Origin of the sequence: Halomonas sp. H2, assembly GCF_050215315.1 — a bacterium.
Taxonomy (GTDB): Bacteria; Pseudomonadota; Gammaproteobacteria; order Pseudomonadales; family Halomonadaceae; genus Vreelandella.
The window spans coordinates 138,255-164,961 of the sequence record NZ_CP189760.1 but is presented as its reverse complement, the minus strand read 5'-3'; the positions used below and the strand labels follow the sequence as shown (position 1 = coordinate 164,961).

The following is a 26,707-nucleotide window of genomic DNA, read 5'->3' as shown; positions in this document are numbered from 1 at the left end:
TTACCAAACTGGGACTCAAGTCGACGCTCACGCGGAGGCCTTGTCGTCCTTCAGGCTTGCTGGTGGCCAATTTTCCAACCGCATGCCGAGGGACAAGCCGCGCGCTGCCAATACATCTTTGATTTCATTCAAAGATTTTTTACCGAGATTCGGTGTCTTCAACAGCTCAACTTCTGTGCGCTGGATAAGATCACCGATGTAATAAATATTCTCGGCTTTTAGGCAGTTCGCGCTGCGAACGGTCAACTCAAGATCGTCTACGGGGCGCAATAGAATTGGATCAACTTGATCCTCTTCCTCTTCGACTTCCTGTTCTTTATCAGCTTCCAGGTCGACGAAGGCGGCCAGCTGCTCTTGCAGGATGGTCGCACTGCGACGGATAGCCTCTTCCGGATCCAAGGTACCGTCGGTTTCCAGATCGATAATCAGCTTATCGAGGTCGGTGCGCTGCTCAACACGAGCGGCTTCAACCGAGTAGGAAACACGGCGGACAGGGCTGAAGGTGGCATCCAACTGCAGGCGACCAATAGCACGTGTCTCTTCATCAGAGCCGCGTGCATCAGCCGGTTCGTAGCCACGACCCAGCGCTACTTTAAGCTGAATTTTCAGCTCGGCACCTTCATTGACATGAGCAATGACGTGGTCCGGGTTGACGATTTCGACGCTATGATCAAGCGCAATGTCGCCAGCGGTGACGACGGCTGGGCCCTGCTTGTTCAGCGTGAGCACCGCCTCATCGCGGCTGTGCATCTTAATCGCAACATCTTTCAAGTTCAGGAGGATTTCAATGACATCTTCCTGCACCCCTTCAAGCGCACTGTATTCATGCTCGACGCCGGCGATTTCAGCCTCTACCACGGCACAGCCGGGCATAGACGAAAGCAGAATGCGACGCAGTGCATTCCCCAGGGTGTGACCAAAGCCACGCTCGAACGGTTCGAGCACGATTTTGGCGTGATGTGCGCTGATTTCTTCAACCTTAATGTCGCGGGGGCGAAGAAACTCGGTCACTGAACGCTGCATATGAACACCTTTCAGGCTGCCAAACGGATACTTGGTACTCGGTACGACCTGGCGCAGGTATTAGCCCAGCACCAGATCGACAAGAAACAGAAAAACACTGCTTACTTGGAGTACAGCTCGACGATCAGGTTTTCGTTGATGTCGGCAGTCAGGTCACCGCGTTCAGGCAGAGCCTTGAAAGTGCCTTCCATCTTCTTGGCGTCGATTTCGATCCAAGCGATATCGCCACGGTTTGCCGCAATCGACAGAGCGTTTTGAATACGTGCTTGGTTTTTTGCTTTTTCGCGAATGGAAACAACGTCACCCGGCTTCACTTGGTAGGAAGCTACGTTAACGGTGCGGCCGTTCACGGAAATCGCCTTGTGGCTGACCAGCTGACGCGCTTCAGAGCGAGTCGAGCCGAAGCCCATGCGGTAGACGACGTTATCCAGTCGGGATTCGAGCAACTGCAACAATACTTCACCGGTCGCGCCTTTCAGGCGGGCGGCTTCTTTGTAGTAGTTACGGAACTGTTTTTCGAGTACGCCGTACATACGACGAACTTTTTGCTTCTCGCGAAGCTGCAAGCCGTAGTCTGAAAGACGTTGACGACGCTGGCCGTGTACACCCGGAATTTGCTCGGATTTACACTTTTTCTCGAAGGGAGTCACACCACTCTTTAAGAAGAGGTCGGTGCCTTCACGACGAGACAGTTTGCACTTCGGTCCAATATAACGAGCCATGAATCTGTCTCCTTAAACGCGGCGTTTCTTCGGCGGACGGCAGCCATTATGGGGAATGGGCGTCGCGTCTACGATGCTTTGCACGCGGAAGCCGGCGGCATTCAATGCGCGCACGGCGGATTCACGACCGGGACCTGGGCCTTTAACCAGTACGTCTACGTTTTTCACACCATACTCGGCTGCAGCAGTTGCTGCACGTTCGCTTGCCACTTGAGCAGCGAACGGGGTGCTCTTGCGAGAACCACGAAAACCCGAACCACCGGCAGTTGCCCATGAAAGAGCATTGCCCTGGCGGTCTGTGATCGTCACGATCGTGTTGTTAAAAGAGGCATGGATATGCGCAATTGCGTCCACTACCTGCTTTTTAACCTTTTTACGGTTACTACGCGGGTTAGCCATGTTGATGTCTATTCCTGTCTTTACGCCAGAACGTGCGTGTTATTTGCGGATCGGCTTACGCGGGCCCTTACGGGTGCGCGCGTTAGTCTTAGTCCGCTGACCACGCAGCGGAAGACTACGACGATGACGCAGACCACGGTAGCAGCCTAAGTCCATGAGACGCTTAATGTTAAGCGTAACATCACGACGAAGGTCGCCTTCTACGGTGTACTTACCAACTTCAGAACGCAGGGTGTCGACTTCTTCAGAAGACAGGTCCTGGATCTTGGCAGTAGTGGCGATACCGGCAGCAGCACAGATGTGCTCAGCACGGGTACGGCCAATCCCGAAGATATAGGTCAGCGAGATCGCCGCATGCTTGTTGTCCGGGATATTGACGCCTGCAATACGGGCCATCAGCTTACTCCGAAATTTGAGCGGCTTGCTCGTTTATTCATCTACAAAAGGCGCAACAGCATACCCCTTTAGTTGCCCTAGGGCAAGGGGTATGCTGGCACCCGCTTAATACAACCCAGGCTATTAACCCTGGCGCTGTTTGTGCCGTGGTTCGCTGCAGATGACGCGGACAGCGCCATTGCGACGAATGATCTTGCAGTTACGGCACATTTTCTTTACGGAAGCTCGAACTTTCATCGATCTTTCTCCAAAAACCGGCTCGCGGCACGCCCCTCACTAACTTAATAGGGGTGGACGGCGCCTCAGCGCATGATACCGCCGCTACCGTAGCCTTTCAGGTTGGACTTCTTCATCACTGAGTCATACTGATGCGACATGAGATGCGATTGCACCTGGGCCATGAAGTCCATGATGACCACGACTACGATTAACAACGAGGTACCGCCGAAAAAGAACGGCACGTTCCACGCCACAATCAAGAACTGGGGCATCAAGGAAACCGCAGTGATATACAAGGCACCGAACAGGGTCAGACGTGTCATGACCTTGTCGATATAGCGAGCGGTCTGCTCGCCGGGGCGAATGCCCGGCAGGAAAGCGCCTGACTTTTTAAGATTGTCAGCCACATCCTTGGGGTTGAAGACCAGCGCTGTGTAAAAGAAGCAGAAGAATACCACTGCCGCCGCGAAAAGCAAGATGTAAAGCGGTTGACCGGGGCCTAATGCCTGAGATGCACGCTGCAACCACTCCATACCTTCACCGGCACCTACCCACTGACCAATAGAGGCCGGGAAGAGCAGAATACTGGAGGCAAAAATCGCCGGAATTACGCCGGCCATGTTGACCTTCAAAGGCAGGTAGCTACTTTGCCCTGCATACATCTTATTGCCCACTTGCCGCCGTGGGTAGTTAACTTTGAGACGGCGTTGGCCGCGCTCAATGAAGACTACAAAGGCAACAGTCGCAATACCTAACACTGACAGCGCTAACAGCGGCAGAACATTCCAGGCCCCTTCATTACGGGCAAGCTCAAAGGCTTGGCCCACGGCACTGGGCAGTCCAGCGACAATACCGGCGAAGATCAGCAGCGAAATACCGTTGCCGATGCCCTTCTCGGTAATCTGCTCGCCCAACCACATCATAAACACCGCGCCCGATACGAACGTAATCACGGCGGTGAAGTAGAAGCTGAAGTCAGCAGTGTACGCGATGCCTTGGCTAGCCAGACCGACGGACATGCCGGTAGCCTGGACAAATGCCAGTATCACCGTGCCGTAGCGGGTGTACTGGCTAATCTTGCGGCGGCCAGCCTCACCCTCTTTCTTGAGCTGCTCAAGATGAGGGGAGACCGCAGTCATGAGCTGCATGATAATTGACGCCGAAATATAGGGCATTATACCCAGGGCGAGAACACTCATGCGCTCCAGAGCGCCACCCGAGAACATGTTAAACATGCCTAAGATGGTGCCCTGTTGCTCCCTAAACAAGGCAGCAAGCTGGTCAGGATTGATACCGGGTACGGGAATGTGGGCACCAATACGGTACACCACGATGGCGAGGAGCACGAAGCGCAAACGCGCCCACAGTTCACTCAGACCGCTGCCCATCGCCGGCATTTTTCCTGACTTGGCCATTTAGTCCTCTACCTTGCCGCCAGCGGCTTCGATCGCTTCACGGGCACCTTTGGTGACCTTGATTCCGCGAACGGTAACCGCCGTTTTCAATTCGCCAGAAAGGATGATCTTCGCGTGTAGCGTAGCATCCTTTAGCACGTTGGCTTCTTTCAAAGACGCTAGGGTGACTTCGCCACCCGCGACTTTGGCAAGCTCAGCCAGGCGTACTTCTTCAGAGACCAGAGATTTTGCAGACGTAAAGCCGAACTTCGGCAAACGACGCTGCAAAGGCATCTGACCGCCTTCGAAACCGGGCTTAACACTGCCGCCACTACGTGATTTCTGACCTTTGTGACCACGGCCACCGGTCTTACCAAGACCGGAACCGATGCCACGACCAACGCGCTTTGCAGCGTGTTTGGAGCCCGCAGCCGGGCTTAGGTTATTGAGTTTCATGGATTACTCTCCCTCAACGCGCACAAGGTAAGTTACCTTGTGGATCATGCCGCGTACGGCAGGGGTGTCTTCCAGTTCAACCGTATGACCGATGCGACGCAGACCCAAGCCTTTCATAGTAGCTTTGTGCTTGGGCAAGATGCCGATGGTGCTGCGGATCTGGGTAACCTTGATCGTTGCTGCCATGGTGCCTTACCCCGTGATCGCTTCGACAGACAGGCCGCGCTTAGCGGCAATGTCTTCCGGTGCTTGCATGGAAGAGAGACCTTTAACAGTCGCCCGTACCACGTTAACCGGGTTGGTGGAACCGTAGCACTTGGCCAGTACGTCGTGGACACCGGCAAGCTCTAATACAGAGCGCATGGCGCCACCGGCGATGATGCCGGTACCTTCGGAAGCCGGCTGCATGTACACCTTGGAAGCACCGTGACGGGCTTTTACCGGGTATTGCAGCGTGTGGCCAGCGAGGTTCACCTTGACCATGTTGCGACGAGCTTGATCCATCGCTTTCTGGATTGCGACAGGCACTTCACGCGCCTTGCCACGTCCGAAACCGACACGACCTTTACCATCACCAACGACGGTCAGTGCGGTGAAGCCGAAAATACGACCACCTTTGACCACCTTGGCGACGCGGTTGACCTGCACTAACTTCTCTTGCAGATCACCGCTTTGCTGTTCGTTCTTCGCCATCGTAAAACCCTTTAGAATTCCAGGCCGCCTTCACGTGCGGCGTCGGCCAATGCCTTGACGCGGCCGTGATACTTAAAGCCAGCACGGTCGAAGGCCACCTGGGTGATGCCTGCTTCTTTAGCGCGTTCGGCAATTAGAGCACCTACTTTAGAGGCAGCATCTGAATTGCCAGTCGCACCCTCGCGCAGCGCTTTGTCCAGCGTAGAAGCACTGGCTAGCACTTTGCCACCATCCGGCGAGATAATCTGCGCATAGATGTGACGCGGAGTACGGTTGACGCACAGGCGATACACGCCCAGCTCGCGGATCTTGGCGCGAGCGCGGCGGGCACGACGGAGACGAGATTCTTTCTTCGCGTTCATAACCCTGCCTTACTTCTTCTTGGCTTCTTTGCGACGCACCTGCTCGTCGGCGTACCGGACACCCTTGCCTTTATACGGCTCAGGCGGACGGAAAGCGCGGATGTCCGCGGCGCACTGGCCGAGCTGCTGCTTGTCCGCGCTTTTCAGCACGATCACGGTGTTTTTCGGCGTTTCCGCTGAGACACCCTTAGGCAGTTCGTAGTCGACCGGGTGCGAGAAGCCCAGTGAAAGATTGAGCGTCTGGCCCTTAGCTTGGGCACGATAACCGACGCCAACAATTTCGAGAGTTCGTGTAAAACCCTCTGATACGCCCGTAACCAGGTTCTGAACTAGGGCGCGGGTAGTACCGGCCATAGCCCAGCTCTTGGCAGATTCGCTCGGGGCGAAGGTCAGCTGGCCATCTTCTTGAGCTACCACTACATCCGAGTGGATAGTCATAGATAGCGTGCCTTGGCCGCCTTTGGCGGTTAGCTGGCCAGCATCGATTTTAACATCAACGCCAGCAGGCAGTTTAACCGGATATTTCGCAATGCGGGACATTCCAGCCTCCTAGAATACGGTGCAAATGACTTCGCCACCGACACCCGCTTGGCGCGCGGCACGATCGGTCATGACACCATTTGACGTGGTGACAATCGCGATACCCAGGCCATCGGCGACCTTAGGCAGGTTGTCCTTGCCCATGTAACGGCGCAGGGACGGCTTGGAAACCCGCTGAATATGCTCAATGACCGGCTTACCCTCAAAGTACTTGAGAGTCACGGTTAGCTCAGGCTTAGCGCCTTCCGCTACCGTAAAGTCGGCAATGTAGCCTTCTTCCTTTAGCACTCGGGCCACTTGCACTTTCAGCTTGGAGGACGGCATGGTTGCCGTCTCCTTGGTGGCCATCTGCGCATTGCGGATACGCGTAAACATATCCGCCAGAGTGTCTTGCATGCTCATTTAATGTGCGCTCCTGATGATACTACGTGGCGTTACCAACTGGACTTTTTCAGTCCAGGAACGTCGCCACGCATGGCGGCTTCACGCAGCTTGTTACGGCCGAGGCCGAACTTGTTGTAAAAACCGTGCGGACGACCGGTGATACGGCAGCGATTACGCTGACGTACCGGGCTTGAGTCGCGCGGCAGTTGCTGCAGCTTCAGCGTCGCCTCGAAGCGATCTTCCTCAGAAGTGTTCACATCCGAGATGATTTTCTTGAGTTCAGCGCGCTTGGCGGCATACTTCTCCACCAGCTGCGTACGCTTAAGCTCACGCTCTACCATACTTTTCTTAGCCATGATCCAACCCTTATTTCTTGAAGGGGAAGTTCAGCGCAGTTAGCAGCGCACGACCTTCCTCGTCGGTTTTGGCGGAAGTAGTGATAGTGACATCCAACCCCCGGATACGATCGATTTTATCATACTCGATCTCCGGGAAGATGATCTGCTCACGCACACCCATGGAGTAATTGCCGCGACCGTCAAAAGACTTCGGGTTAAGACCACGGAAGTCACGCACGCGGGGAATCGCGATGTAAACCAAACGGTCCAAGAAGTCCCACATACGCTCAGCGCGCAGTGTTACCTTGATGCCGATTGGCCAACCTTCGCGCACCTTGAAGCCCGCGATGGACTTACGTGCCTTGGTCACCAGCGGCTTTTGACCAGAGAGCTTCTCTAGATCACCGATGGCATTGTCAATCAACTTTTTGTCGTTGACTGCTTCGCCGATACCCATATTCAGAGTCACTTTCGTGATCCGGGGTACCTGCATAACGTTGGCATAGCTGAACTCTTCTTTGAGTTGAGCTGCTACCTCGTTTTGATAACGTTCTTTCAAGTTCGCCATTTTGCTACCCGACTCGCGTTAGGCGTCGATCTGCGTCTGCGTCGACTTGTAGATACGTACCTTGGTACCGTCTTCCGTCACTTGGAAGCCGACGCGATCCGCCTTACCGGTCTCCGAATTGAAGATGGCTACGTTGGACGCGTGAATCGGAGCCTCACGCTCGACGATACCGCCCTGATTACCCGCCATGGGATTTGGCTTGGTGTGACGTTTAATCATGTTCACACCGGACACCAAGAAGCGGTTCTCTAATACCCGCTTAACGGTGCCACGTTTGCCTTTATCCTTCCCGGCGATGACGATGACTTCATCGTCACGTTTGATCTTTTGCATATCCGCCTCGCTCCTTACAGCACTTCAGGCGCTAAGGAAATGATCTTCATGAACCTTTCATTACGAAGTTCACGAGTCACCGGCCCGAAAATACGGGTACCGATCGGCTGTTCGTTGGTGTTATTCAACAAAACTGCCGCATTTCCATCGAAACGGATGAGCGAACCGTCGGGACGACGGACGCCACTACGGGTCCGGACCACGACCGCTTTTAGCACCTGGCCTTTTTTGACCTTGCCACGCGGAATCGCTTCCTTAACCGTGACCTTGATGATATCACCAATACGAGCGTAGCGACGGTGTGAACCGCCTAACACCTTGATGCATTGCACCCGGCGCGCTCCGCTGTTGTCGGCGACATCCAGCATTGACTGAGTCTGAATCATCGGTTTTCTCCAAACCTAATCTGACTACACTGGTTGGACAAGCCCAGGGATTAACCCTTGGCGTGCTCAACCACCTCGACGAGCGTCCAGGCTTTCTTCTTGGAAAGCGGACGGCACTCCTGAATGGAAACCGTATCGCCTGCCTTAGCCTGGTTCGCCTCGTCATGGGCGTGCAGCTTGGTGGAGCGCTTAACGTATTTTCCGTAGATCGGGTGACGCTCGCGCCGCTCGATCATCACGACGATGGACTTGTCCATCTTATCGCTCACCACTTTACCGGTGAGCGTACGCTTTGTTTTCTCTTCGGCCATCTCAATCACCTGCCTTCTCGTTGAGCAAAGTCTTAACGCGGGCAATATCCCGACGGACCTGCTTGAGCAGATGAGTCTGGCTCAGTTGGCCAGTGGCCTTCTGCATGCGCAGGTTAAACTGCTCGCGGAGGAGTTCGAGGAGTTGCTCCTGGAGCTCTCCAGCGGACTTTTCACGAATTTCCTGGGCTTTCATCACATCACCGTCCGTTTCGCAAAGGTGGTGGATAAGGGCATTTTCTGTGCGGCAAGCTCAAACGCTTCACGTGCGAGCTCTTCCGACACGCCTTCAATTTCATACAGGACCCGACCCGGTTGGATCTGGGCAACCCAGTACTCAACAGAACCTTTACCTTTACCCATACGAACTTCGAGCGGCTTCTTAGAGATCGGCTTATCAGGGAAGACGCGGATCCAAATCTTACCGCCACGCTTAACGTGACGTGTGATCGCACGACGGCCGGCTTCGATCTGACGCGCAGTGATGCGGCCGCGACCGGTAGCTTTTAGGCCGTATTCCCCGAAGCTGATCTTGCTTCCGCGATGTGCTAGGCCACGGTTACGGCCTTTCATCATCTTGCGGAATTTCATACGCTTGGGCTGTAACATCGACTCGCTCTCCCCTTACCTGGAACCTTTCTTCTTGGGCGCGTTGCCGGCAGGCTGTTTGGCCTTGGCACGTACTTCCTCGATACCGCCGAGGATTTCACCCTTGAAGATCCACACTTTGACGCCGATAACGCCATAGGTGGTGTGAGCTTCGTAAGTGGCGTAGTCGATATCCGCACGCAACGTGTGCAACGGAACGCGACCTTCGCGGTACCATTCGGTACGTGCGATTTCAGCGCCACCCAGACGACCTGATAGCTGAATCTTGATGCCACCAGCGCCAAGACGCATTGCGTTCTGTACCGCGCGCTTCATAGCACGACGGAACATTACGCGACGCTCAAGCTGACCCGCTACGTTAGCAGCGACTAGCTTGGCATCCAGCTCCGGCTTGCGAACTTCTTCAATGTTCACATGCACCGGAACACCCATCATCTGGGTAAGATCGCGACGCAAACGGTCGACATCTTCACCTTTTTTACCAATCACAATACCCGGACGGGCAGTGTGAATGGTGATGCGGGCGTTATTCGCCGGACGCTCGATGTGAATGCGGCTAACGGAGGCGCTTTTAAGACGCTCTTCCAGGAAGCTACGCACTTCGAGATCGTTATTGAGCTTATCGGCGTAAGCGCCGCGCTCAGCATACCAGACAGAAGCATGGTCTTTGACGATGCCCAGTCGAATGCCTATTGGATTGACTTTCTGACCCATCGGTCGACTCCTACTTCTCGGCTACCTTGACGGTGATGTGGCACGTGCGCTTCAAGATACGATCCGCACGCCCCTTGGCACGCGGCTTGATACGCTTGAGCGTCATGCCCTCATCGACGCAGATGGTCGAGACACGCAGCTCGTCAATATCCATGCCGTTATTTTCTTCCGCATTCGCGATGGCGGACTGAAGCACTTTCTTGACCAGTTTGGCAGCCTTCTTCGGTGAGAAGGTCAGCAGGTCAATAGCTTCGGCGACCGGTTTACCGCGCACCTGGTCAGCCACCAAACGGGCCTTCTGTGCGGATAAAGCAGCGCCACTCAGCTTAGCTGTGACTTCCATCTCTTAATCCTCTCTGGCTTACCGTTTGGCTTTTTTGTCCGCCACATGCCCGCGATAGGTGCGAGTAGCAGCGAATTCGCCAAGTTTATGACCCACCATTTCCTCGGAGACGTGCACCGGGACATGCTGGCGTCCGTTATGGACCGCAATAGTCAGACCTACCATGTTGGGTAGGATCATCGAACGGCGCGACCAAGTCTTAATTGGTTTGCGATCGTTCTTCTCCACTGCAGCCTCTACCTTCTTCAAAAGATGAAGGTCAATGAAGGGACCTTTCTTTAGTGAACGTGGCACAGCCGTTACCTCTTAATGTCTTGGCAATTTAGATCAACGCGTCTTATTACGACGACGTATGATCAGCTTGTCGGTGCGCTTGTTCTTACGCGTCTTATAGCCCTTAGTCGGCACACCCCAAGGGGTAACCGGGTCACGACCACCACTGGTGCGGCCTTCGCCACCACCATGCGGGTGATCTACCGGGTTCATCGCGACACCGCGAACGGTCGGACGCACACCTCTCCAGCGCTTCGCACCGGCCTTGCCAAGTTGACGCAGGCTGTGCTCAGAGTTGCTCACTTCACCCAGGGTCGCGCGGCACTCAGCCAACACCTTACGCATTTCGCCAGAGCGAAGACGCAGAGTGGCATAGTTACCTTCACGAGCGACAAGCTGGGCGCTTGTACCGGCACTGCGAGCAATCTGCGCACCTTTACCCGGCTTGAGCTCGATGCAGTGCACCGTAGAACCCAATGGGACGTTACGCAGCGGCAAGGCATTGCCTTTCTTAATTGGCGCGTTAACACCAGATTCCAGCACGCTACCCGCGCTGACACCTTTCGGTGCAATGATGTAGCGACGCTCACCATCGGCATACTTCAGCAGTGCAATGTGCGCACTGCGATTGGGATCGTGCTCCAAACGCTCAACAGTGGCAGGAATGCCATCTTTGGTGCGTTTGAAGTCGATCAACCGATAGTGGTGACGATGACCACCGCCCACGTGGCGGGTGGTGATACGACCGTAGTTATTACGGCCGCCGGACTTGGACTGTTTTTCTAACAGCGGTGCATAAGCACGGCCTTTAAACAGTTCCTCGCCAACGATCTTGACGACGTGGCGACGACCGGCGGAAGTGGGTTTGGTCTTGACGATTGCCATTATCCGTACTCCTGCCCTTATTCGGCGCCTGAGAAGTCTTCGAGCGTTTCACCCGCAGCCAGGGTCACATACGCTTTGCGGTAACCCTTACGTAGGCCAACGCCGTTCGCAGTACGCTTCGTTTTACCCTTCATGTTCAGTACCTGAACACTGCCGACCTTCTTGCCGAAAAGTGCTTCAACGGCCTTCTTGATCTCGGGCTTGGTAGCATCAGATGCCACCTTGAAAACGTACTGGTTGCGCTCGGCTGCCATCGCGGCTTTTTCGGTCACGTGCGGTCCAAGCAGAACCTTGAATACGCGTTCCTGGTTCATGCCAGCTTCTCCTCGAATTTACGCAGGGCGGAGACGGTAATCAGGACCTTATCAAAGGCTACCAGGCTTACCGGGTCAGCTGCCGCGACATCCACCACGTCAACGTGGGGAAGGTTGCGTGCGGCCAAATAGAGCTTTTCATCAATGTCTTCAGTGACGATCAACACTTTCTCAAGGTTGAGCTCTTTCAGCTTGGCAGCTACCTGCTTGGTCTTAGGCGCATCGACGCTGAACTCTTCAATCGCGACTAGGCGCTCTTGACGTACTAGCTCAGACAGGATGGAGCGCATCGCTGCGCGGTACATCTTGCGGTTAACCTTCTGGGAGTAGTCTTGCGGACGTGCCGCGAAGGTTACGCCGCCGCTACGCCATAGCGGAGAGCGGATAGTACCGGCACGTGCACGACCGGTGCCCTTCTGACGCCACGGCTTTTTACCACCGCCACGAACGTCGGAACGACTCTTTTGTGCGCGGGTTCCCTGACGACCAGCTGCCAGATAGGCAGTGACAACCTGGTGAACCAGCGCTTCGTTGAATTCTTTGCCAAAAGTGGCGTCGGCTACTTCAACGGTACCCGTGCCTGCAGCAAGATTCAGATTCATTGGTAATTATCCCCTTCAGCCTGCTTTCACGGCGCTGCGAACGATAACGTCACTACCAGGAGCACCCGGTACGGCGCCTTTAATCAGCAGCAAGTTACGCTCGGCGTCGACACGGACGATCTCAAGGCTCTGTACGGTGCAACGGGCATTACCCATTTGACCGGCCATTTTTTTGCCTTTGAAAACGCGACCTGGTGTCTGACACATGCCGATAGAACCCGGCGCGCGATGCGACAGAGAGTTACCGTGAGTCATATCTTGGGTACGGAAGTTCCAGCGTTTAACAGCACCCTGGAAGCCCTTACCCTTAGAGGTGCCAGTCACGTCAACCATTTGACCAGCTTCGAAGAGGGATACGGTGAGTTCGCCGCCCACTTCAGGAATCTCTTCGCCTTCTGCAAGACGAAATTCCATCAGTGCACGACCAGCTTCAACACCCGCCTTGGCAAACTGTCCCGCTTGCGCTTTGGTGAGGTGCTTAGCTTTACGAGAGCCAGATGTGATCTGAATCGCTGCGTAACCGTCAGATTCGACAGATTTAACGCGAGTAACACGATTAGGATCAACTTCAATAACGGTTACGGGCACAGATGCGCCGTCTTCGGTAAAGACACGGGTCATCCCGGCCTTTGTACCGACTAAACCGATAGTCATACTCAGTCTCCTATAGTGTACGGGGCTATCACCCGCTATGGCTGCCCTTTCCAGAGCATTCCACTAGCACATTGTATGGCGCCTCACGGCGCGGCGGCTGCTGCTTATACTAGCTCGCTATAGCGAGCGATAAGCGCTGGGCCGCAAAGTGACTAGTGTAATTAGTTGAGCTTGATTTGCACGTCAACGCCTGCGGCGAGATCAAGCTTCATCAAAGCATCAACAGTTTTTTCGGTCGGCTCAACGATGTCGAGCACACGCTTGTGCGTACGAATCTCATACTGGTCACGCGCATCTTTATTGACGTGCGGCGAGATCAGAATGGTGTAACGCTCGCGGTTGGTCGGTAGCGGAATCGGCCCACGAACCTGAGCACCAGTACGCTTAGCGGTTTCAACGATCTCCGCTGTGGACTGATCGATCAGGCGGTGGTCGAACGCTTTCAACCGAATGCGAATCTTTTGGTTCTGCATTTGCCCTAAACTCCAATGGATGTCGACGGCGCGAGCCGTCTACCCACGCATTCAAAGGATGCGCATTATAGGCACGCCAAAAGCCCATGTCAAACATTTGCTGTTGGTGCGCAGAAAAGGGGGCTCATCAGAGCCCCCTTCATCATTCAAGCATACTGCTTACTTGACGATCTTGGCCACAACGCCAGCACCGACAGTACGGCCGCCTTCACGAATAGCGAAGCGCAAGCCTTCGTCCATTGCGATCGGAGCGATCAAGGTAACAACCATTTGCACGTTGTCACCCGGCATGACCATTTCAACGCCTTCCGGCAGCTCACAAGTACCGGTTACGTCGGTGGTACGGAAGTAGAACTGCGGACGGTAGCCCTTGAAGAAAGGAGTGTGACGACCACCTTCTTCTTTGGACAGCACGTAAACTTCTGCTTCGAAGACGGTGTGCGGGTTGATGGTGCCCGGCTTGGCCAGTACTTGGCCACGCTCGACGTCATCACGCTTAGTACCACGCAGCAGGGCGCCAACGTTCTCACCAGCACGACCCTCGTCGAGCAGCTTACGGAACATTTCAACACCGGTAACGATCGTTTTGGTGGTGTCGCGGATACCCACGATTTCCACTTCTTCGCCCGCTTTGACGATGCCGCGCTCTACACGACCGGTAACAACAGTACCGCGACCAGAGATAGAGAACACGTCTTCGATCGGCATCAGGAACGGCTGATCGATAGCACGCTGCGGCTCAGGGATGTACTCATCCAGAGCTTTGATCAGATTAGCAACGGCGGTAGTACCCATGCCGTTCTCATCTTCACCGTTCAGCGCCATCAGCGCAGAACCAGTGATGATCGGCGTGTCGTCGCCCGGGAAGTCGTACTGGTCGAGAAGTTCGCGAACTTCCATTTCTACCAGCTCGAGCAGCTCTTCGTCATCGACCATGTCCGCCTTGTTCAGGAACACAACGATGTACGGTACGCCCACCTGACGAGACAGCAGGATGTGCTCGCGCGTTTGCGGCATCGGGCCATCAGCGGCAGAACATACCAGGATCGCGCCATCCATCTGCGCAGCACCGGTGATCATGTTCTTGACGTAGTCAGCGTGCCCTGGGCAGTCAACGTGCGCGTAGTGACGCTCTTCAGACTGGTACTCCACGTGAGACGTGGCGATGGTAATGCCGCGCTCGCGCTCTTCCGGAGCATTATCGATAGATGCGAACTCGCTCCAGTCGCCGCCGAAAACCTCAGCAGACACGCGGGTTAGGGCCGCAGTCAGAGTCGTTTTACCGTGGTCGACGTGACCAATGGTGCCGACGTTGACGTGCGGTTTGGAACGTTCAAATTTTTCCTTAGCCACTGCTATAACCTCTTTACGTTAGCTAACGGTTAACCGTTTTGATTGATGACGGCTTCAACGACGCTGGAGGGCGCCTCGTCGTACTTCGAGAACTCCATGGAGTAGCTCGCACGGCCCTGGGTTTGTGAGCGAAGGTCGGTTGCATAACCGAACATCTCGCCCAGCGGCACCGTTGCACGAATGACTTTACCAGAAGAGGAGTCATCCATACCCTGCACCAGGCCGCGACGACGGCTCAGGTCACCCATGACGTCACCCATAAATTCTTCGGGGGTCACGATTTCGACCTTCATCACCGGCTCCAGCAGCACGGCCTTGGCCTTCCTGGCACCTTCTTTTACTGCCATAGAAGAAGCAATCTTAAACGCAGTCTCGTTGGAGTCCACGTCGTGGAAGGAGCCGTCGAACAGCGACACTTTAACGTCGATCATCGGGTAACCCGCGATGACGCCGTTTTTGAGCTGCTCGTAAGCACCCTTCTCAACCGCAGGGATGTATTCCTTAGGAACCGCACCACCTACGATCTCAGAGTTGAATTTGAAGAAGATTTCTTCGTCGCCTTCACCCTTTTCTTCTTTAGTCAGCGGCTCGATACGTAGCCAAACGTGACCGTACTGACCACGACCACCGGACTGACGTACGAACTTGCCTTCTTGCTCGATGCTGCCGCGAATAGTTTCGCGGTAGGCAACCTGCGGCTTACCGATATTAGCTTCAACCTTAAACTCGCGACGCATACGGTCAACGAGGATATCGAGGTGAAGCTCACCCATACCAGAAATAATCGTCTGGCCGGTTTCTTCGTCGGTTTTAACCTGGAAAGAGGGGTCTTCTTGAGCAAGCTTGCCCAGTGCAACACCCATCTTCTCTTGGTCAGCCTTAGATTTTGGCTCTACCGCCACCGAGATAACCGGATCCGGGAACTCCATGCGCTCAAGAACAATCTTGTTATCGATATCGCACAGGGTATCACCGGTGGTGACGTCTTTCAGACCGATACAAGCAGCGATATCGCCCGCCAAGATCTCTTTGATCTCTTCACGAGAGTTGGCGTGCATCTGAACGATACGGCCAACACGCTCTTTCTTCTGCTTAACGGAGTTATAAACGCCGTCACCAGACTTGAGAACGCCCGAATAGACGCGGATAAAGGTCAGCGTACCGACGAAGGGGTCGGTGGCGATCTTAAACGCCAATGCAGCAAACGGCGCACTGTCATCCGCTTCACGGGTAGCCACAGTACCGTTTTTATCGTCGAGCTCACCTTCGATCGCCTTAACTTCAGTCGGCGAAGGCATGTATTCGATAACGCCATCCAGCACTGCCTGAACGCCCTTGTTCTTAAACGCAGAGCCACAGGTAACCAGAACAATCTCGTTAGCCAGGGTGCGTGCACGCAGACCGGCCTTGATCTCTTCAATCGATAGCTCACCGCCTTCAAGGTACTTTTCCATCAGCTCGTCAGAGCCTTCGGCAGCTGCTTCGACCATTTCTTCGCGGTACTTCTCTGCTGTTTCTTGTAGTTCAGCAGGAATATCCACGAGTTCATACTTCATACCCAGGCTTTCCTCATCCCACAGGATAGCCTTCATCTGGATCAGGTCGATAACACCTTTAAAATCTTCTTCCGTGCCCCAGTTGATCTGGATCGGAACAGTGTTAGCACCCAAACGCTCTTTTAACTGCTTGACAACCATGAAGAAGTCAGCGCCAGTACGATCCATCTTATTGACGAATACCATACGTGGAACTTCGTACTTATCGGCCTGGCGCCATACAGTTTCTGTCTGCGGCTGCACGCCGGAGGAACCACACAGCACAACGACTGCACCATCAAGTACACGCAGAGAACGCTCAACTTCGATGGTGAAGTCAACGTGCCCCGGGGTATCGATAATGTTAATACGGTGCTCGTCAAACTGGTGACTCATCCCCTTCCAAAAGGTGGTGACAGCAGCAGAGGTGATGGTAATACCACGCTCTTGCTCCTGCTCCATCCAGTCAGTAGTGGAAGCACCCTCATGGGTCTCGCCCAGCTTATGGTTAAGCCCGGTGTAGAATAGCACGCGCTCAGTTGTCGTGGTTTTACCCGCGTCAACGTGAGCGACAATACCAATATTGCGATAACGATTCAGTGGAGTCTTGCGTGCCACGGTGAAACTCCCGTTTGTTGGCGATGCTCGTTAATTTAGCGGCGTATGCAAGCGAGGCTTATGCGACCCGCCGCCACCCCTGTAGGGTAGCGGTTAGGCATTACAACAGAGCGACTCAGCAAACACTTCGCCATGCTGAACAACGTGCATATAAAAACCCTAAAGCCGTACTTAAAAACGCCGTACTTAAAAACGTCGATTTTAGAAACGCTGACCTTAGAAACGCTGACTTAGAAACGGTAGTGCGAGAACGCCTTGTTGGCTTCTGCCATACGATGCACGTCTTCACGCTTCTTAACGGCTGAACCTTTACCTTCAGCGGCATCCAGCATTTCACCAGCCAGACGCTGCACCATGGTTTTCTCACCGCGGCGACGCGCCGCGTCTACCAACCAGCGCATGGCTAGCGCTTGACGGCGAGACGGACGCACTTCAACCGGCACCTGATAGGTCGCACCACCCACGCGGCGCGACTTCACTTCGACCATCGGCTGGATAGCTTCCAACGCTTTGTCGAAGATCTCCAACGGATCTTCTTTACTACGCTCGGCAACCTTGTCCAACGCACCGTAGACGATACGCTCAGCTATGGACTTTTTGCCGCTGACCATCAAGTGGTTCATGAACTTCGCCAGACGCTCACTTCCGAACTTAGGATCCGGCAGGATTTCGCGTTTAGCTACTACTCTTCTTCTAGGCATGATAAGCCCTCAATTAAGGATCTTTCAGGTAAACCCGAGACTCTTGCAACCTGCGTACGACATTCAAATACCACAAGCGCCGCTCGACCTTACTCTTATCAGACCGTCAAATTCGTGATAATCGTTACTCAGCAGGCCCAACACATAGGCCTTGCTGCATAGCTACCTAGCACTTAGGAACTGTTAAACAGACCTTAGGACTTAGGACGCTTAGTACCGTATTTAGAACGACCCTGACGACGATTTTGAACGCCGGAGGTGTCAAGGGCGCCACGAACGGTGTGATAACGCACACCTGGCAAATCCTTTACACGACCACCGCGAATCAAAACGACCGAGTGTTCTTGAAGGTTGTGACCCTCACCACCGATGTAAGAAGACACTTCAAAACCATTCGTTAGGCGCACACGGCAAACCTTACGCAGGGCCGAGTTTGGCTTCTTCGGGGTGGTGGTATAAACGCGCGTACATACGCCGCGTCTTTGCGGACAGGCCTGCAGCGCTGGCACATCACTTTTAGTGACGGGGCGCTTGCGCGGCTTGCGCACTAGCTGATTAATCGTTGCCATGGTGTTTAGCTGACTCCAATGGTTGCCTTAGCCTTTTAACAAATGCGGGTAGCGGATGCGGGCGCACCCACCCCACTGTTAAAGGCTGCGCATTCTAAAGGCTGACCCTATGGTACGTCAAGCCTTGCCGGCGGTTTTACCGGCAAGACATAACGTTTTTCAGGTCAGCTATTCGTTTACTTACTATGTTTCAGCGCTAGTTTACAGCTCATCATCTGTATCGAGAGCAGTCAACTGAGCGCCTAACTCCTGCTCTACCTCGGTAGCCGAGGGGTTGAACAGCTGCTCAACGTCGTCGCGCTTGCGGCGACGCTCTGCGTGGTGAGTCAAGCCAGTACCTGCCGGTATCAGACGACCCACTACCACATTCTCTTTTAGACCGCGCAGATAGTCACGCTTTCCGGTCACCGCTGCTTCGGTCAATACGCGCGTTGTCTCCTGGAAGGAGGCCGCGGAAATAAACGACTCGGTGGCCAAACTGGCCTTGGTAATACCCAACAGCATACGCTGATACTTGGCTGGGAATTTCTTCTCTTTATCGAGGCGCTCGTTCTGCTCCAGCACGCGCACCAGTTCTGCCTGATCGCCAGTAATGAAATTAGAATCACCCGAATCGCTAATCTCTACCTTACGCAGCATCTGACGCACGATCACTTCGATGTGCTTATCGTTGATGCCAACACCCTGCAGACGGTAAACGTCTTGCACTTCGGCAGTGATGTACTTGGCGAGCTCCTCAACACCCAATAACCGCAGGATATCGTGCGGGTTACTCGGTCCATCAGAAATCACTTCGCCTTTCTCAACGGTTTCACCTTCGAAGACGGCAATTTGACGCCACTTCGGAATCAAAGCCTCGAACGGATCGCCAGTTTCTGGGGTAATCATCAGGCGGCGCTTACCCTTGGTCTCTTTACCAAAACTAATCACACCGCTGATTTCGGCCAGAATAGACGACTCTTTCGGCTTACGCGCTTCGAACAAGTCAGCTACCCGCGGCAGACCACCGGTAATATCTTTGTTCGCCGACGCTTCTACCGGGATACGGGCAACCACTTCACCCACACCGATAGTCACGCCATCGTCAACCGAAATAATCGAGTTGCCTGGCAGCAAGTACTGCACCGGTGTATTAGAGCCGGAGACAGACACATACTCACCGGCGCTGTCCTGCAGCATGACCATCGGACGCTTGTCACGACCGGCCATCGGGCGAGCGGCTGACTCGATAACCTCAATAGAGGAGAGGCCAGTCATCTCATCGACGCTGCGGTGCATGGTGACACCTTCATCAAGGTCGATGAACTGCGCCTTACCTTCTACTTCAGCAACGATCGGGTGGGTATGGGGATCCCATTTCGCTACGGTAGAGCCGGCATCAACAACATCGCCGTCGCGTACGGAGAGTTCAGCACCATAGGGCAGCTTGTAGTACTCACGCTCACGACCATGATCGTCAGCAACAGCCAGGGCACTCGAACGAGAGACCACGACCAGCTTACCGTCGCCGCGCTCTACGTGCTTGATGTTGTGCAGGCGAACTTTACCGCCGTGCTTAACCTGTACGCTATCCACCGCCGAAGAACGCGATGCCGCGCCACCGATGTGGAAGGTACGCATGGTTAGCTGGGTACCCGGCTCACCAATCGACTGAGCAGCGATGACGCCGACTGCTTCACCGATGTTGACCTGATGGCCACGAGCCAAATCACGGCCGTAACAGGAGGCACACACGCCGTGTGCGGTCTCACAGGTGATCGTGGAGCGCACGATGATCTCGTCAACACCCATGGTGTCAAGCTCGGCACACCACTTCTCGTCGAGCAGCGTACCTTTAGTGATCAATACTTCACCGCTGCCCGGATGCACAACATCCTGCGCAACCACACGGCCCAGCACGCGCTGAGATAGCGGTACAATGATGTCGCCGCCTTCGATGATCGGATGCAGCGTCAAGCCGTTTTCAGTACCACAGTCAACTTCGGTGATAACCAAATCTTGCGCTACGTCGACCAAGCGGCGGGTCAAGTAACCGGAGTTGGCCGTTTTCAGAGCTGTATCCGCTAGACCTTTACGCGCACCGTGGGTCGAGATGAAGTACTGCAGTACGTTCAGACCTTCACGGAAGTTGGCGACGATCGGCGTTTCGATGATCGAACCATCCGGCTTAGCCATCAGGCCACGCATACCGGCCAACTGACGAATCTGGGCAGCACTACCACGCGCCCCGGAGTCGGCCATGATGAAGACGCTGTTGAACGAATCCTGCTCAACTTCGTTGCCATCGCGATCAACAACGGTCTCTTTCGAGATACCCACCATCATCGCCTTGGCAACTTTATCGTTGGCCTTTGACCAGATATCGATAACCTTGTTGTACTTCTCGCCCGCAGTTACCAGGCCAGAAGAGAACTGGTCTTCGATCTCTTTAACTTCGGCTTCCGCCGCGTCAACGATCTCGGTTTTGGCTTCGGGGATAACAAAGTCGTTAACACCGATGGAGGCGCCGGACCAGGTCGCTAAGCGGAAGCCGGTGTACATCAGCTGGTCAGCAAAGATAACGGTCGGCTTCAGGCCAGCACGACGATAAACTTCATTGATCAGGCTGGAGATCGCCTTTTTCTTCATCGGCTGATCGATCAGCTCAAACGGCACACCTTCCGGCAAAATGCGGAATAACATCGCACGGCCAACGGTAGTGTCGTAAATACGCCGATGGAAGCTGCGCTCGCCAGTCTCTTCTTCGATGTCAGTCTCATCTAGACGCACTTTTACCCGTGCGTGCAGCGATACAGACTGGGTACCAAACGCACGCTCAACCTCATTGAGGTCAGAGAACACCATGCCTTCGCCTTTGGCGTTGATCTTTTCGCGAGTCATGTAGTACAGACCCAGAACAACGTCTTGCGACGGTACGATGATCGGCTCGCCGTTAGCAGGCGACAGCACGTTATTGGTGGCCATCATCAACGCACGCGCTTCAAGCTGGGCTTCCAGGGTCAGCGGTACGTGGACCGCCATCTGGTCACCGTCAAAGTCGGCGTTGTAGGCCGCACACACCAGCGGGTGCAGCTGAATCGCTTTACCTTCGATCAGCAGCGGCTCAAACGCCTGGATACCCAGACGGTGAAGCGTGGGTGCGCGGTTAAGCAGTACCGGGTGCTCGCGGATAACATCGGCCAGGATGTCCCACACTTCCGGCAGTTCGCGCTCGACCATCTTCTTGGCGGCTTTGATCGTTGAGGCGTAGCCCAGCGACTGCAGCTTGGAGTAGATAAACGGCTTGAACAGCTCAAGCGCCATTTTCTTGGGCAGACCACACTGGTGCAGGCGCAGCGTCGGCCCGACGGTAATCACCGAACGGCCCGAGTAGTCAACGCGCTTACCCAGCAAGTTCTGGCGGAAACGACCCTGCTTACCTTTGATCATGTCGGCGAGCGACTTCAGCGGGCGCTTGTTAGAGCCCGTGATTGCGCGGCCACGACGACCGTTGTCAAGCAAAGCATCGACTGCCTCCTGCAGCATACGCTTCTCGTTGCGCACGATAATATCCGGCGCATTGAGATCGAGCAGACGCTTCAAGCGGTTATTACGGTTGATCACCCGACGGTAAAGGTCGTTCAAATCAGAGGTCGCGAAGCGGCCACCGTCGAGCGGTACCAGCGGACGCAGATCCGGCGGCAGCACGGGCAGCACTTCCATGACCATCCACGCCGGCGCATTGCCGGAGTGATAAAACGCTTCAAGTAGCTTCAGGCGCTTAGACAACTTCTTGATCTTGGTTTCAGAGTTGGTCTGCGGAATCTCTTCGCGCAGGTGGTTAATCTCTTCTTCCAGATCGATGTCTTTGAGCAGTTCTTGAACGGCTTCGGCACCCATGCGGGCATCAAAGTCGTCACCGAACTCTTCCAACGCTTCAAAGTACTGTTCGTCGTTCATCAGCTGACCACGCTCAAGGGTGGTCATGCCTGGATCGATTACGACAAAGCTTTCGAAGTACAGCACGCGCTCGATATCACGCAGGGTCATATCGAGGAACATACCGATACGCGATGGCAGTGACTTCAAAAACCAAATGTGGGCGACCGGCGAGGCTAGCTCAATGTGCCCCATGCGTTCACGACGCACGGCCGCCTTGGTTACTTCAACGCCACACTTTTCGCAGATAATACCGCGGTGCTTCATGCGCTTATACTTGCCGCATAGGCACTCGTAATCCTTTACCGGGCCAAAAATCTTGGCGCAGAACAGACCGTCCCGCTCCGGCTTAAAGGTACGGTAGTTGATGGTCTCAGGCTTCTTCACCTCGCCAAACGACCAGGAGCGAATCATGTCCGGCGACGCCAGGGTAATCTTGATCGCGTCAAACTCTTCGGACTGAGACTGCGATTTGAGTACTTTCACCAAATCTTTCATGGGACGGCTCCTAGCTCTCTAACTCGATATCGATGCCCAGCGAGCGGATTTCCTTCACGAGTACGTTGAAGGATTCCGGCATGCCTGCCTGCATGGTGTGGTCGCCATCCACGATGTTTTTATACATCTTGGTGCGGCCTTCGACGTCGTCCGACTTGACGGTGAGCATCTCTTGTAGTGTGTAAGCGGCGCCGTATGCTTCCAACGCCCACACTTCCATCTCACCGAAGCGCTGACCACCGAACTGCGCCTTACCACCCAAGGGCTGCTGGGTAACCAGCGAGTAAGAACCGGTAGAACGCGCGTGCATCTTGTCGTCTACCAAGTGGTTGAGCTTCAGCATGTACATATAGCCAACGGTGACCGGACGGTCAAAAGCGTCACCGGTACGGCCGTCGAATAGGGCCATCTGACCCGACTCGGGAATATCCGCCAGCTTCAGCAGATGCTTGATTTCGTGCTCTTCGGCACCATCAAACACCGGCGTCGCCATCGGCACACCGCCTTTGAGGTTTTTCGCCAGGGCGATGATTTCGTCGTCGCTTAAGGAGTCGAGCTCCTCAATACGAGTGCCGGGCGTGTTGTACACCTGACCCAGGAAGTCACGGATCTCAGCCACTTGTTGACCACGTGCATCACGCAGCATGGCTTCGATTTTGACGCCTAAGCCGCGCGCCGCCATACCCAAGTGAGTTTCCAGAATCTGACCGACGTTCATCCGTGACGGCACACCCAACGGGTTGAGTACCACGTCGACCGACTCGCCCTTCTCATCAAACGGCATATCTTCGATCGGCATAATCGCCGAGATAACACCTTTGTTACCGTGACGACCGGCCATCTTATCGCCTGGCTGAACGCGGCGTTTAACGGCCATATAGACCTTGACGATTTTCAGCACGCCCGGCGCGAGATCGTCGCCCTGGGTCAGCTTGCGTTTCTTATCTTCGAAACGCTCGTCCATCTCTTTACGACGGTTCTCGAGCTGTTCGTCGGCCTGGGCCAATAGCTCATTAAACGACTCATCCTGCAGACGCAGCTTGAACCACTGCTGACGCGGCAGCTCGTCTAGGTACGCTTCATCGAGCACATCGCCTTTCTTGAGATTCGGACCGCCGTTAACGGCCTGACCATCAAGGGTACGCTTGAGGCGTTCAAACGTTGCCTCTTCAGCGATACGGTAAGTCTCTTGCAGATCCTTGCGAACCTCATCAAGCTGCGTGCGCTCAATAGACAGGGCGCGAGAGTCTTTCTCTACGCCGTCGCGAGTAAACACCTGAACGTCAATCACCGTACCGATCATGCCGGTGGGGGCACGCAGCGAAGTGTCTTTAACGTCAGACGCTTTCTCACCGAAGATGGCACGTAGTAGCTTCTCTTCAGGCGTTAGCTGGGTCTCACCCTTCGGCGTCACCTTACCGACCAAAATGTCACCAGGGCCAACTTCAGCACCGATATAGACAACGCCCGCTTCATCCAGTTTGGAGAGTGCGGACTCGCCCACGTTGGGGATATCGGAGGTAATCTCTTCCGAGCCCAACTTGGTGTCGCGGGACACACAGGTCAGTTCCTGAATGTGGATCGTGGTGAAACGGTCTTCTTGAACAACCCGCTCGGAAAGCAGGATGGAGTCCTCGAAGTTGTAACCGTTCCAGGGCATGAACGCGATGCGCATGTTCTGACCGAGCGCCAAATCGCCCATGTCGACCGACGGGCCATCGGCAAGAATATCGCCGCGCGCCACGTTGTCGCCAGGCCGCACGATGGGGCGCTGGTTCATACAGGTGTTTTGGTTCGAACGGGTGTACTTGGTCAGGTTGTAGATATCAACCCCGGCTTCACCGCCGATGATTTCATCTTCATTGACCCGTACCACCACACGACGCGCGTCAACGGAGTCAATCACCCCGCCACGATTCGCCACCGCGCAGACACCGGAGTCACGGGCAACAAAGCGCTCCATGCCGGTACCTACCAGCGGCTTATCGGCACGCAGAGTGGGTACCGCCTGACGCTGCATGTTAGAACCCATCAAGGCGCGGTTGGCGTCATCGTGCTCCAGAAACGGAATCAATGCCGCTGCGACGGAGACGACCTGACGTGGCGATACGTCCATTAGCGTCACTTGCTCAGGACGCATAAAGGTGGTTTCACCGCGGTGACGTACCTGTACCAAGTCATCGCTGAGCTTGTTGGACTCATCCACGGCCGCCGACGCCTGGGCAATAACGAAGTCGCCCTCTTCAATCGCCGAAAGGTGAACGATGTCGTCGGTCAACTGACGGTCAACCACTTTACGGTACGGCGTTTCTAGGAAACCGTAGCTATTAGTGTGGCTGTAGGTCGCCAGCGAGTTGATCAGGCCGATGTTCGGGCCTTCTGGTGTTTCGATCGGGCAAAGGCGCCCGTAGTGCGTGGCGTGAACGTCACGTACTTCGAAGCCAGCGCGCTCACGAGTCAACCCACCGGGGCCGAGTGCCGACACACGACGCTTGTGGGTAACCTCCGAAAGCGGGTTGTTCTGATCCATGAACTGAGAAAGCTGGCTGGAACCGAAGAACTCTTTCACCGCCGCCGCAACCGGCTTGGCGTTGATCAAGTCTTGCGGCATCAGGCCTTCGCTTTCGGCCATGGAAAGACGCTCTTTCACCGCGCGCTCTACGCGCACCAAGCCAACGCGGAACTGGTTTTCGGCCATTTCGCCAACGCAGCGAATACGGCGGTTACCCAGGTGATCGATATCGTCAACGTCACCGAAGCCGTTACGAATGCTGATCATCTCGCGCAGCACGTCAAGGATGTCTTTACGGTCCAGCACGCCGGAGCCGGTGTCAGTCTCACGACGCAGGCGACGGTTGAACTTCATGCGGCCAACGCCCGACAGGTCGTAGCGGTCCTCAGAGAAGAACAGATTGTTAAACAACGTCTCGGCCGACTCTTTGGTGGGCGGCTCGCCGGGACGCATCATGCGGTAAATTTCGACCAAGGCTTCAAGCGCGGAGTTAGTCGCATCCAGCTTCAAGGTGTCGGAAATGAATGAACCGCAGTCAAGATCGTTAGTGTAGAGCGTTTCCACCTGGGTAATGCCACCCTGGGCCATACGCTCGAGCACTTCAGGCGTGATCTCGGTGTTACACGGGCAGATCAACTCGCCTGTTTTGGAGTCGATTTGATCTTTCGCCAGCGTTTTGCCGAACAGGTACTCCATCGGCACATCCAGACGCTCAAGACCGGCTTTTTCAAGCTGGCGAATGTGCTTCTGGGTAATCCGCCGTCCCTCTTCAACAATCACGTTACCTTCGCCATCTTTGATATCAAAGGTGGCGGTCTCGCCGCGCAGGCGCGACGGCACCAGCTCCACAGAGAAACCCGATTTCTCAATGTGGAAGACGCTGGTTTCAAAGAATTCAGCCAGAATCTCTTCGGTGCTCATTCCCAACGCACGCATAAGAACCGAGGCCGGCAGTTTGCGGCGACGGTCAATACGCACAAAGACATTGTCTTTAGGGTCAAACTCAAAGTCTAACCATGAGCCACGGTAAGGAATCACGCGGGCAGAGTAGAGCAACTTACCAGAAGAGTGGTTCTTGCCTTTATCGTGATCGAAGAACACACCGGGCGAGCGGTGGAGCTGGGAAACGATAACCCGCTCAGTACCGTTAATAACAAAGGTACCGTTTTCGGTCATCAGGGGGATTTCCCCCATGTAGACTTCCTGCTCTTTGATATCTTTGATTGCTTTGTTCGAGGAGTCGCGATCATAAATGATCAAGCGAACCTTAACGCGCAGCGGGGCGGAGTAAGTCACGCCACGCAGCTGGCACTCCTTAACATCGAACGCCGGCGTGCCGAAACGGTAGCTGACATACTCAAGCGCCGCATTACCGGAGAAGCTCTCAATTGGAAACACGGACTTAAATGCCGCGTGCAGACCAACTTCGTGACGCTCGTCGGGCGAACGATCTTGCTGGAGGAAGTCGTAATAGGAATCAAGCTGGATCGCCAGCAAGTAAGGCACATCCATCACTTGGGGCAGTTTGCCGAAATCCTTGCGGATGCGTTTTTTCTCAGTATATGAGTAAGCCATCTGTATTCCCCAGCTTGTTCACCATGGGTGACCGATGCGT

At 54.8% G+C, this 26,707-nt stretch carries 34 protein-coding genes; 1 reads left to right on the top strand and 33 read right to left on the bottom strand.

Annotated elements, in window-relative coordinates; translation table 11 throughout:
* Positions 1-27 precede the first annotated feature (27 nt).
* From ACQE2I_RS00795 to fusA, 29 genes are all read right to left on the bottom strand, one after another.
* On the bottom strand, positions 28-1,023 hold the full coding sequence (locus tag ACQE2I_RS00795) for a DNA-directed RNA polymerase subunit alpha (protein ID WP_427029602.1): 996 nt from the start codon (positions 1,021-1,023) through the stop codon (positions 28-30).
* Between the two features lie 101 nt (positions 1,024-1,124).
* Positions 1,125-1,745 (bottom strand): 30S ribosomal protein S4, encoded by a 621-nt coding sequence (gene rpsD, locus ACQE2I_RS00790; protein ID WP_427029601.1) that lies wholly within the window; start codon positions 1,743-1,745, stop codon positions 1,125-1,127.
* A gap of 12 nt (positions 1,746-1,757) precedes the next feature.
* A complete protein-coding gene (gene rpsK, locus ACQE2I_RS00785) occupies positions 1,758-2,144 on the bottom strand; it encodes a 30S ribosomal protein S11 (protein WP_007111985.1) in 387 nt (128 codons plus the stop codon).
* 39 nt (positions 2,145-2,183) lie between these two features.
* A complete protein-coding gene (rpsM, locus tag ACQE2I_RS00780; RefSeq protein ID WP_008959153.1) occupies positions 2,184-2,540 on the bottom strand; it encodes a 30S ribosomal protein S13 in 357 nt (118 codons plus the stop codon).
* A 123-nt stretch (positions 2,541-2,663) separates the two neighbouring features.
* Positions 2,664-2,777 (bottom strand): 50S ribosomal protein L36, encoded by a 114-nt coding sequence (rpmJ, locus tag ACQE2I_RS00775; protein ID WP_008959154.1) that lies wholly within the window; start codon positions 2,775-2,777, stop codon positions 2,664-2,666.
* 65 nt (positions 2,778-2,842) lie between these two features.
* Positions 2,843-4,174, bottom strand: coding sequence for a preprotein translocase subunit SecY (secY, locus tag ACQE2I_RS00770; RefSeq protein WP_317508339.1), 1,332 nt, complete (start codon positions 4,172-4,174; stop codon positions 2,843-2,845).
* The gene (gene rplO / locus ACQE2I_RS00765; RefSeq protein WP_427029600.1) at positions 4,175-4,609 is read right to left on the bottom strand and encodes a 50S ribosomal protein L15; all 435 of its coding nucleotides are present in this window, start codon (positions 4,607-4,609) and stop codon (positions 4,175-4,177) included. It lies immediately after the preceding gene.
* A gap of 3 nt (positions 4,610-4,612) precedes the next feature.
* Positions 4,613-4,795: a 50S ribosomal protein L30 gene (gene rpmD, locus ACQE2I_RS00760; RefSeq protein WP_308322038.1), complete on the bottom strand. Its 183-nt coding sequence runs from the start codon at positions 4,793-4,795 to the stop codon at positions 4,613-4,615.
* 6 nt (positions 4,796-4,801) lie between these two features.
* Positions 4,802-5,302 (bottom strand): 30S ribosomal protein S5, encoded by a 501-nt coding sequence (rpsE, locus tag ACQE2I_RS00755; protein WP_290836874.1) that lies wholly within the window; start codon positions 5,300-5,302, stop codon positions 4,802-4,804.
* An 11-nt stretch (positions 5,303-5,313) separates the two neighbouring features.
* On the bottom strand, positions 5,314-5,664 hold the full coding sequence (gene rplR, locus ACQE2I_RS00750; protein ID WP_008959159.1) for a 50S ribosomal protein L18: 351 nt from the start codon (positions 5,662-5,664) through the stop codon (positions 5,314-5,316).
* 9 nt (positions 5,665-5,673) lie between these two features.
* A complete protein-coding gene (gene rplF / locus ACQE2I_RS00745; protein WP_427029598.1) occupies positions 5,674-6,204 on the bottom strand; it encodes a 50S ribosomal protein L6 in 531 nt (176 codons plus the stop codon).
* A gap of 9 nt (positions 6,205-6,213) precedes the next feature.
* Positions 6,214-6,606 (bottom strand): 30S ribosomal protein S8, encoded by a 393-nt coding sequence (gene rpsH, locus ACQE2I_RS00740; protein ID WP_071695003.1) that lies wholly within the window; start codon positions 6,604-6,606, stop codon positions 6,214-6,216.
* 32 nt (positions 6,607-6,638) lie between these two features.
* Entirely contained in the window at positions 6,639-6,944 is a 306-nt protein-coding gene (rpsN, locus tag ACQE2I_RS00735; protein ID WP_427029597.1) for a 30S ribosomal protein S14, read from the bottom strand.
* A gap of 10 nt (positions 6,945-6,954) precedes the next feature.
* The gene (gene rplE / locus ACQE2I_RS00730) at positions 6,955-7,494 is read right to left on the bottom strand and encodes a 50S ribosomal protein L5 (protein WP_427029596.1); all 540 of its coding nucleotides are present in this window, start codon (positions 7,492-7,494) and stop codon (positions 6,955-6,957) included.
* An 18-nt stretch (positions 7,495-7,512) separates the two neighbouring features.
* Positions 7,513-7,827 carry a 50S ribosomal protein L24 gene (gene rplX / locus ACQE2I_RS00725; RefSeq protein ID WP_427029595.1) on the bottom strand — a complete coding sequence of 105 codons (315 nt, stop codon included), beginning with the start codon at positions 7,825-7,827 and terminating at the stop codon, positions 7,513-7,515.
* Positions 7,828-7,841: 14 nt separating this feature from the next.
* A complete protein-coding gene (gene rplN / locus ACQE2I_RS00720; protein WP_427029593.1) occupies positions 7,842-8,213 on the bottom strand; it encodes a 50S ribosomal protein L14 in 372 nt (123 codons plus the stop codon).
* Positions 8,214-8,263: 50 nt separating this feature from the next.
* Positions 8,264-8,524: a 30S ribosomal protein S17 gene (rpsQ, locus tag ACQE2I_RS00715; RefSeq protein ID WP_427031365.1), complete on the bottom strand. Its 261-nt coding sequence runs from the start codon at positions 8,522-8,524 to the stop codon at positions 8,264-8,266.
* A 1-nt stretch (position 8,525) separates the two neighbouring features.
* Complete coding sequence (gene rpmC / locus ACQE2I_RS00710) at positions 8,526-8,717, bottom strand: 50S ribosomal protein L29 (RefSeq protein WP_007111999.1); 192 nt, start codon at positions 8,715-8,717, stop codon at positions 8,526-8,528.
* A complete protein-coding gene (gene rplP, locus ACQE2I_RS00705) occupies positions 8,717-9,130 on the bottom strand; it encodes a 50S ribosomal protein L16 (protein ID WP_007112000.1) in 414 nt (137 codons plus the stop codon). The genes rpmC and rplP overlap by 1 nt, the downstream gene beginning before the upstream one ends.
* A gap of 15 nt (positions 9,131-9,145) precedes the next feature.
* A complete protein-coding gene (gene rpsC, locus ACQE2I_RS00700; RefSeq protein ID WP_427029592.1) occupies positions 9,146-9,844 on the bottom strand; it encodes a 30S ribosomal protein S3 in 699 nt (232 codons plus the stop codon).
* 10 nt (positions 9,845-9,854) lie between these two features.
* On the bottom strand, positions 9,855-10,187 hold the full coding sequence (rplV, locus tag ACQE2I_RS00695; protein WP_009723900.1) for a 50S ribosomal protein L22: 333 nt from the start codon (positions 10,185-10,187) through the stop codon (positions 9,855-9,857).
* A gap of 18 nt (positions 10,188-10,205) precedes the next feature.
* Positions 10,206-10,481 carry a 30S ribosomal protein S19 gene (rpsS, locus tag ACQE2I_RS00690; protein WP_027337511.1) on the bottom strand — a complete coding sequence of 92 codons (276 nt, stop codon included), beginning with the start codon at positions 10,479-10,481 and terminating at the stop codon, positions 10,206-10,208.
* Positions 10,482-10,514: 33 nt separating this feature from the next.
* Complete coding sequence (gene rplB, locus ACQE2I_RS00685) at positions 10,515-11,345, bottom strand: 50S ribosomal protein L2 (RefSeq protein ID WP_427029591.1); 831 nt, start codon at positions 11,343-11,345, stop codon at positions 10,515-10,517.
* A gap of 17 nt (positions 11,346-11,362) precedes the next feature.
* On the bottom strand, positions 11,363-11,659 hold the full coding sequence (gene rplW, locus ACQE2I_RS00680) for a 50S ribosomal protein L23 (RefSeq protein ID WP_008959167.1): 297 nt from the start codon (positions 11,657-11,659) through the stop codon (positions 11,363-11,365).
* The gene (gene rplD / locus ACQE2I_RS00675) at positions 11,656-12,261 is read right to left on the bottom strand and encodes a 50S ribosomal protein L4 (RefSeq protein ID WP_427029590.1); all 606 of its coding nucleotides are present in this window, start codon (positions 12,259-12,261) and stop codon (positions 11,656-11,658) included. Before rplD ends, rplW begins: the two co-directional genes overlap by 4 nt.
* A gap of 15 nt (positions 12,262-12,276) precedes the next feature.
* A complete protein-coding gene (rplC, locus tag ACQE2I_RS00670) occupies positions 12,277-12,915 on the bottom strand; it encodes a 50S ribosomal protein L3 (protein WP_427029589.1) in 639 nt (212 codons plus the stop codon).
* Between the two features lie 161 nt (positions 12,916-13,076).
* On the bottom strand, positions 13,077-13,388 hold the full coding sequence (rpsJ, locus tag ACQE2I_RS00665; protein ID WP_007112007.1) for a 30S ribosomal protein S10: 312 nt from the start codon (positions 13,386-13,388) through the stop codon (positions 13,077-13,079).
* A 159-nt stretch (positions 13,389-13,547) separates the two neighbouring features.
* Positions 13,548-14,741 carry an elongation factor Tu gene (tuf, locus tag ACQE2I_RS00660; RefSeq protein ID WP_427029588.1) on the bottom strand — a complete coding sequence of 398 codons (1,194 nt, stop codon included), beginning with the start codon at positions 14,739-14,741 and terminating at the stop codon, positions 13,548-13,550.
* A gap of 29 nt (positions 14,742-14,770) precedes the next feature.
* Positions 14,771-16,894, bottom strand: a complete 2,124-nt coding sequence (gene fusA, locus ACQE2I_RS00655; protein ID WP_427029587.1) for an elongation factor G — start codon at positions 16,892-16,894, stop codon at positions 14,771-14,773.
* Positions 16,895-16,917: 23 nt separating this feature from the next.
* Here fusA and ACQE2I_RS00650 point away from each other — a divergent pair, with 23 nt between their 5' ends.
* Positions 16,918-17,199 (top strand): pentapeptide repeat-containing protein, encoded by a 282-nt coding sequence (locus ACQE2I_RS00650; RefSeq protein WP_427031364.1) that lies wholly within the window; start codon positions 16,918-16,920, stop codon positions 17,197-17,199.
* Here ACQE2I_RS00650 and rpsG read toward each other — a convergent pair.
* The 4 genes from rpsG to rpoB form a co-directional block, all read right to left on the bottom strand.
* Positions 17,125-17,595 (bottom strand): 30S ribosomal protein S7, encoded by a 471-nt coding sequence (gene rpsG / locus ACQE2I_RS00645; protein WP_009288145.1) that lies wholly within the window; start codon positions 17,593-17,595, stop codon positions 17,125-17,127. The genes ACQE2I_RS00650 and rpsG overlap by 75 nt on opposite strands.
* 194 nt (positions 17,596-17,789) lie before the next feature.
* Entirely contained in the window at positions 17,790-18,164 is a 375-nt protein-coding gene (rpsL, locus tag ACQE2I_RS00640) for a 30S ribosomal protein S12 (RefSeq protein ID WP_308322066.1), read from the bottom strand.
* A gap of 201 nt (positions 18,165-18,365) precedes the next feature.
* Complete coding sequence (rpoC, locus tag ACQE2I_RS00635; RefSeq protein WP_427029586.1) at positions 18,366-22,580, bottom strand: DNA-directed RNA polymerase subunit beta'; 4,215 nt, start codon at positions 22,578-22,580, stop codon at positions 18,366-18,368.
* Between the two features lie 10 nt (positions 22,581-22,590).
* Positions 22,591-26,667, bottom strand: a complete 4,077-nt coding sequence (rpoB, locus tag ACQE2I_RS00630; protein WP_427029585.1) for a DNA-directed RNA polymerase subunit beta — start codon at positions 26,665-26,667, stop codon at positions 22,591-22,593.
* Positions 26,668-26,707 lie beyond the last annotated feature (40 nt).

Coding starts and splice junctions, on each gene's coding strand:
- ACQE2I_RS00795 (WP_427029602.1), bottom strand. CDS start 1,023: ATGCAGCGTTCAGTGACCGAGTTTCTTCGCCCCCGCGACATTAAGGTT.
- rpsD (WP_427029601.1), bottom strand. CDS start 1,745: ATGGCTCGTTATATTGGACCGAAGTGCAAACTGTCTCGTCGTGAAGGC.
- rpsK (WP_007111985.1), bottom strand. CDS start 2,144: ATGGCTAACCCGCGTAGTAACCGTAAAAAGGTTAAAAAGCAGGTAGTG.
- rpsM (WP_008959153.1), bottom strand. CDS start 2,540: ATGGCCCGTATTGCAGGCGTCAATATCCCGGACAACAAGCATGCGGCG.
- rpmJ (WP_008959154.1), bottom strand. CDS start 2,777: ATGAAAGTTCGAGCTTCCGTAAAGAAAATGTGCCGTAACTGCAAGATC.
- secY (WP_317508339.1), bottom strand. CDS start 4,174: ATGGCCAAGTCAGGAAAAATGCCGGCGATGGGCAGCGGTCTGAGTGAA.
- rplO (WP_427029600.1), bottom strand. CDS start 4,609: ATGAAACTCAATAACCTAAGCCCGGCTGCGGGCTCCAAACACGCTGCA.
- rpmD (WP_308322038.1), bottom strand. CDS start 4,795: ATGGCAGCAACGATCAAGGTTACCCAGATCCGCAGCACCATCGGCATC.
- rpsE (WP_290836874.1), bottom strand. CDS start 5,302: ATGGCGAAGAACGAACAGCAAAGCGGTGATCTGCAAGAGAAGTTAGTG.
- rplR (WP_008959159.1), bottom strand. CDS start 5,664: ATGAACGCGAAGAAAGAATCTCGTCTCCGTCGTGCCCGCCGCGCTCGC.
- rplF (WP_427029598.1), bottom strand. CDS start 6,204: ATGTCCCGCATTGCGAAATATCCGGTTAAACTGCCTGCTGGCGTTGAT.
- rpsH (WP_071695003.1), bottom strand. CDS start 6,606: ATGAGCATGCAAGACACTCTGGCGGATATGTTTACGCGTATCCGCAAT.
- rpsN (WP_427029597.1), bottom strand. CDS start 6,944: ATGGCTAAGAAAAGTATGGTAGAGCGTGAGCTTAAGCGTACGCAGCTG.
- rplE (WP_427029596.1), bottom strand. CDS start 7,494: ATGGCGAACTTGAAAGAACGTTATCAAAACGAGGTAGCAGCTCAACTC.
- rplX (WP_427029595.1), bottom strand. CDS start 7,827: ATGCAAAAGATCAAACGTGACGATGAAGTCATCGTCATCGCCGGGAAG.
- rplN (WP_427029593.1), bottom strand. CDS start 8,213: ATGATTCAGACTCAGTCAATGCTGGATGTCGCCGACAACAGCGGAGCG.
- rpsQ (WP_427031365.1), bottom strand. CDS start 8,524: ATGGCCGAAGAGAAAACAAAGCGTACGCTCACCGGTAAAGTGGTGAGC.
- rpmC (WP_007111999.1), bottom strand. CDS start 8,717: ATGAAAGCCCAGGAAATTCGTGAAAAGTCCGCTGGAGAGCTCCAGGAG.
- rplP (WP_007112000.1), bottom strand. CDS start 9,130: ATGTTACAGCCCAAGCGTATGAAATTCCGCAAGATGATGAAAGGCCGT.
- rpsC (WP_427029592.1), bottom strand. CDS start 9,844: ATGGGTCAGAAAGTCAATCCAATAGGCATTCGACTGGGCATCGTCAAA.
- rplV (WP_009723900.1), bottom strand. CDS start 10,187: ATGGAAGTCACAGCTAAGCTGAGTGGCGCTGCTTTATCCGCACAGAAG.
- rplB (WP_427029591.1), bottom strand. CDS start 11,345: ATGGCAATCGTCAAGACCAAACCCACTTCCGCCGGTCGTCGCCACGTC.
- rplW (WP_008959167.1), bottom strand. CDS start 11,659: ATGAACCAGGAACGCGTATTCAAGGTTCTGCTTGGACCGCACGTGACC.
- rplD (WP_427029590.1), bottom strand. CDS start 12,261: ATGAATCTGAATCTTGCTGCAGGCACGGGTACCGTTGAAGTAGCCGAC.
- rplC (WP_427029589.1), bottom strand. CDS start 12,915: ATGACTATCGGTTTAGTCGGTACAAAGGCCGGGATGACCCGTGTCTTT.
- rpsJ (WP_007112007.1), bottom strand. CDS start 13,388: ATGCAGAACCAAAAGATTCGCATTCGGTTGAAAGCGTTCGACCACCGC.
- ACQE2I_RS00650 (WP_427031364.1), top strand. CDS start 16,918: ATGCTCGTTAATTTAGCGGCGTATGCAAGCGAGGCTTATGCGACCCGC.
- rpsG (WP_009288145.1), bottom strand. CDS start 17,595: ATGCCTAGAAGAAGAGTAGTAGCTAAACGCGAAATCCTGCCGGATCCT.
- rpsL (WP_308322066.1), bottom strand. CDS start 18,164: ATGGCAACGATTAATCAGCTAGTGCGCAAGCCGCGCAAGCGCCCCGTC.
- rpoC (WP_427029586.1), bottom strand. CDS start 22,580: ATGAAAGATTTGGTGAAAGTACTCAAATCGCAGTCTCAGTCCGAAGAG.
- rpoB (WP_427029585.1), bottom strand. CDS start 26,667: ATGGCTTACTCATATACTGAGAAAAAACGCATCCGCAAGGATTTCGGC.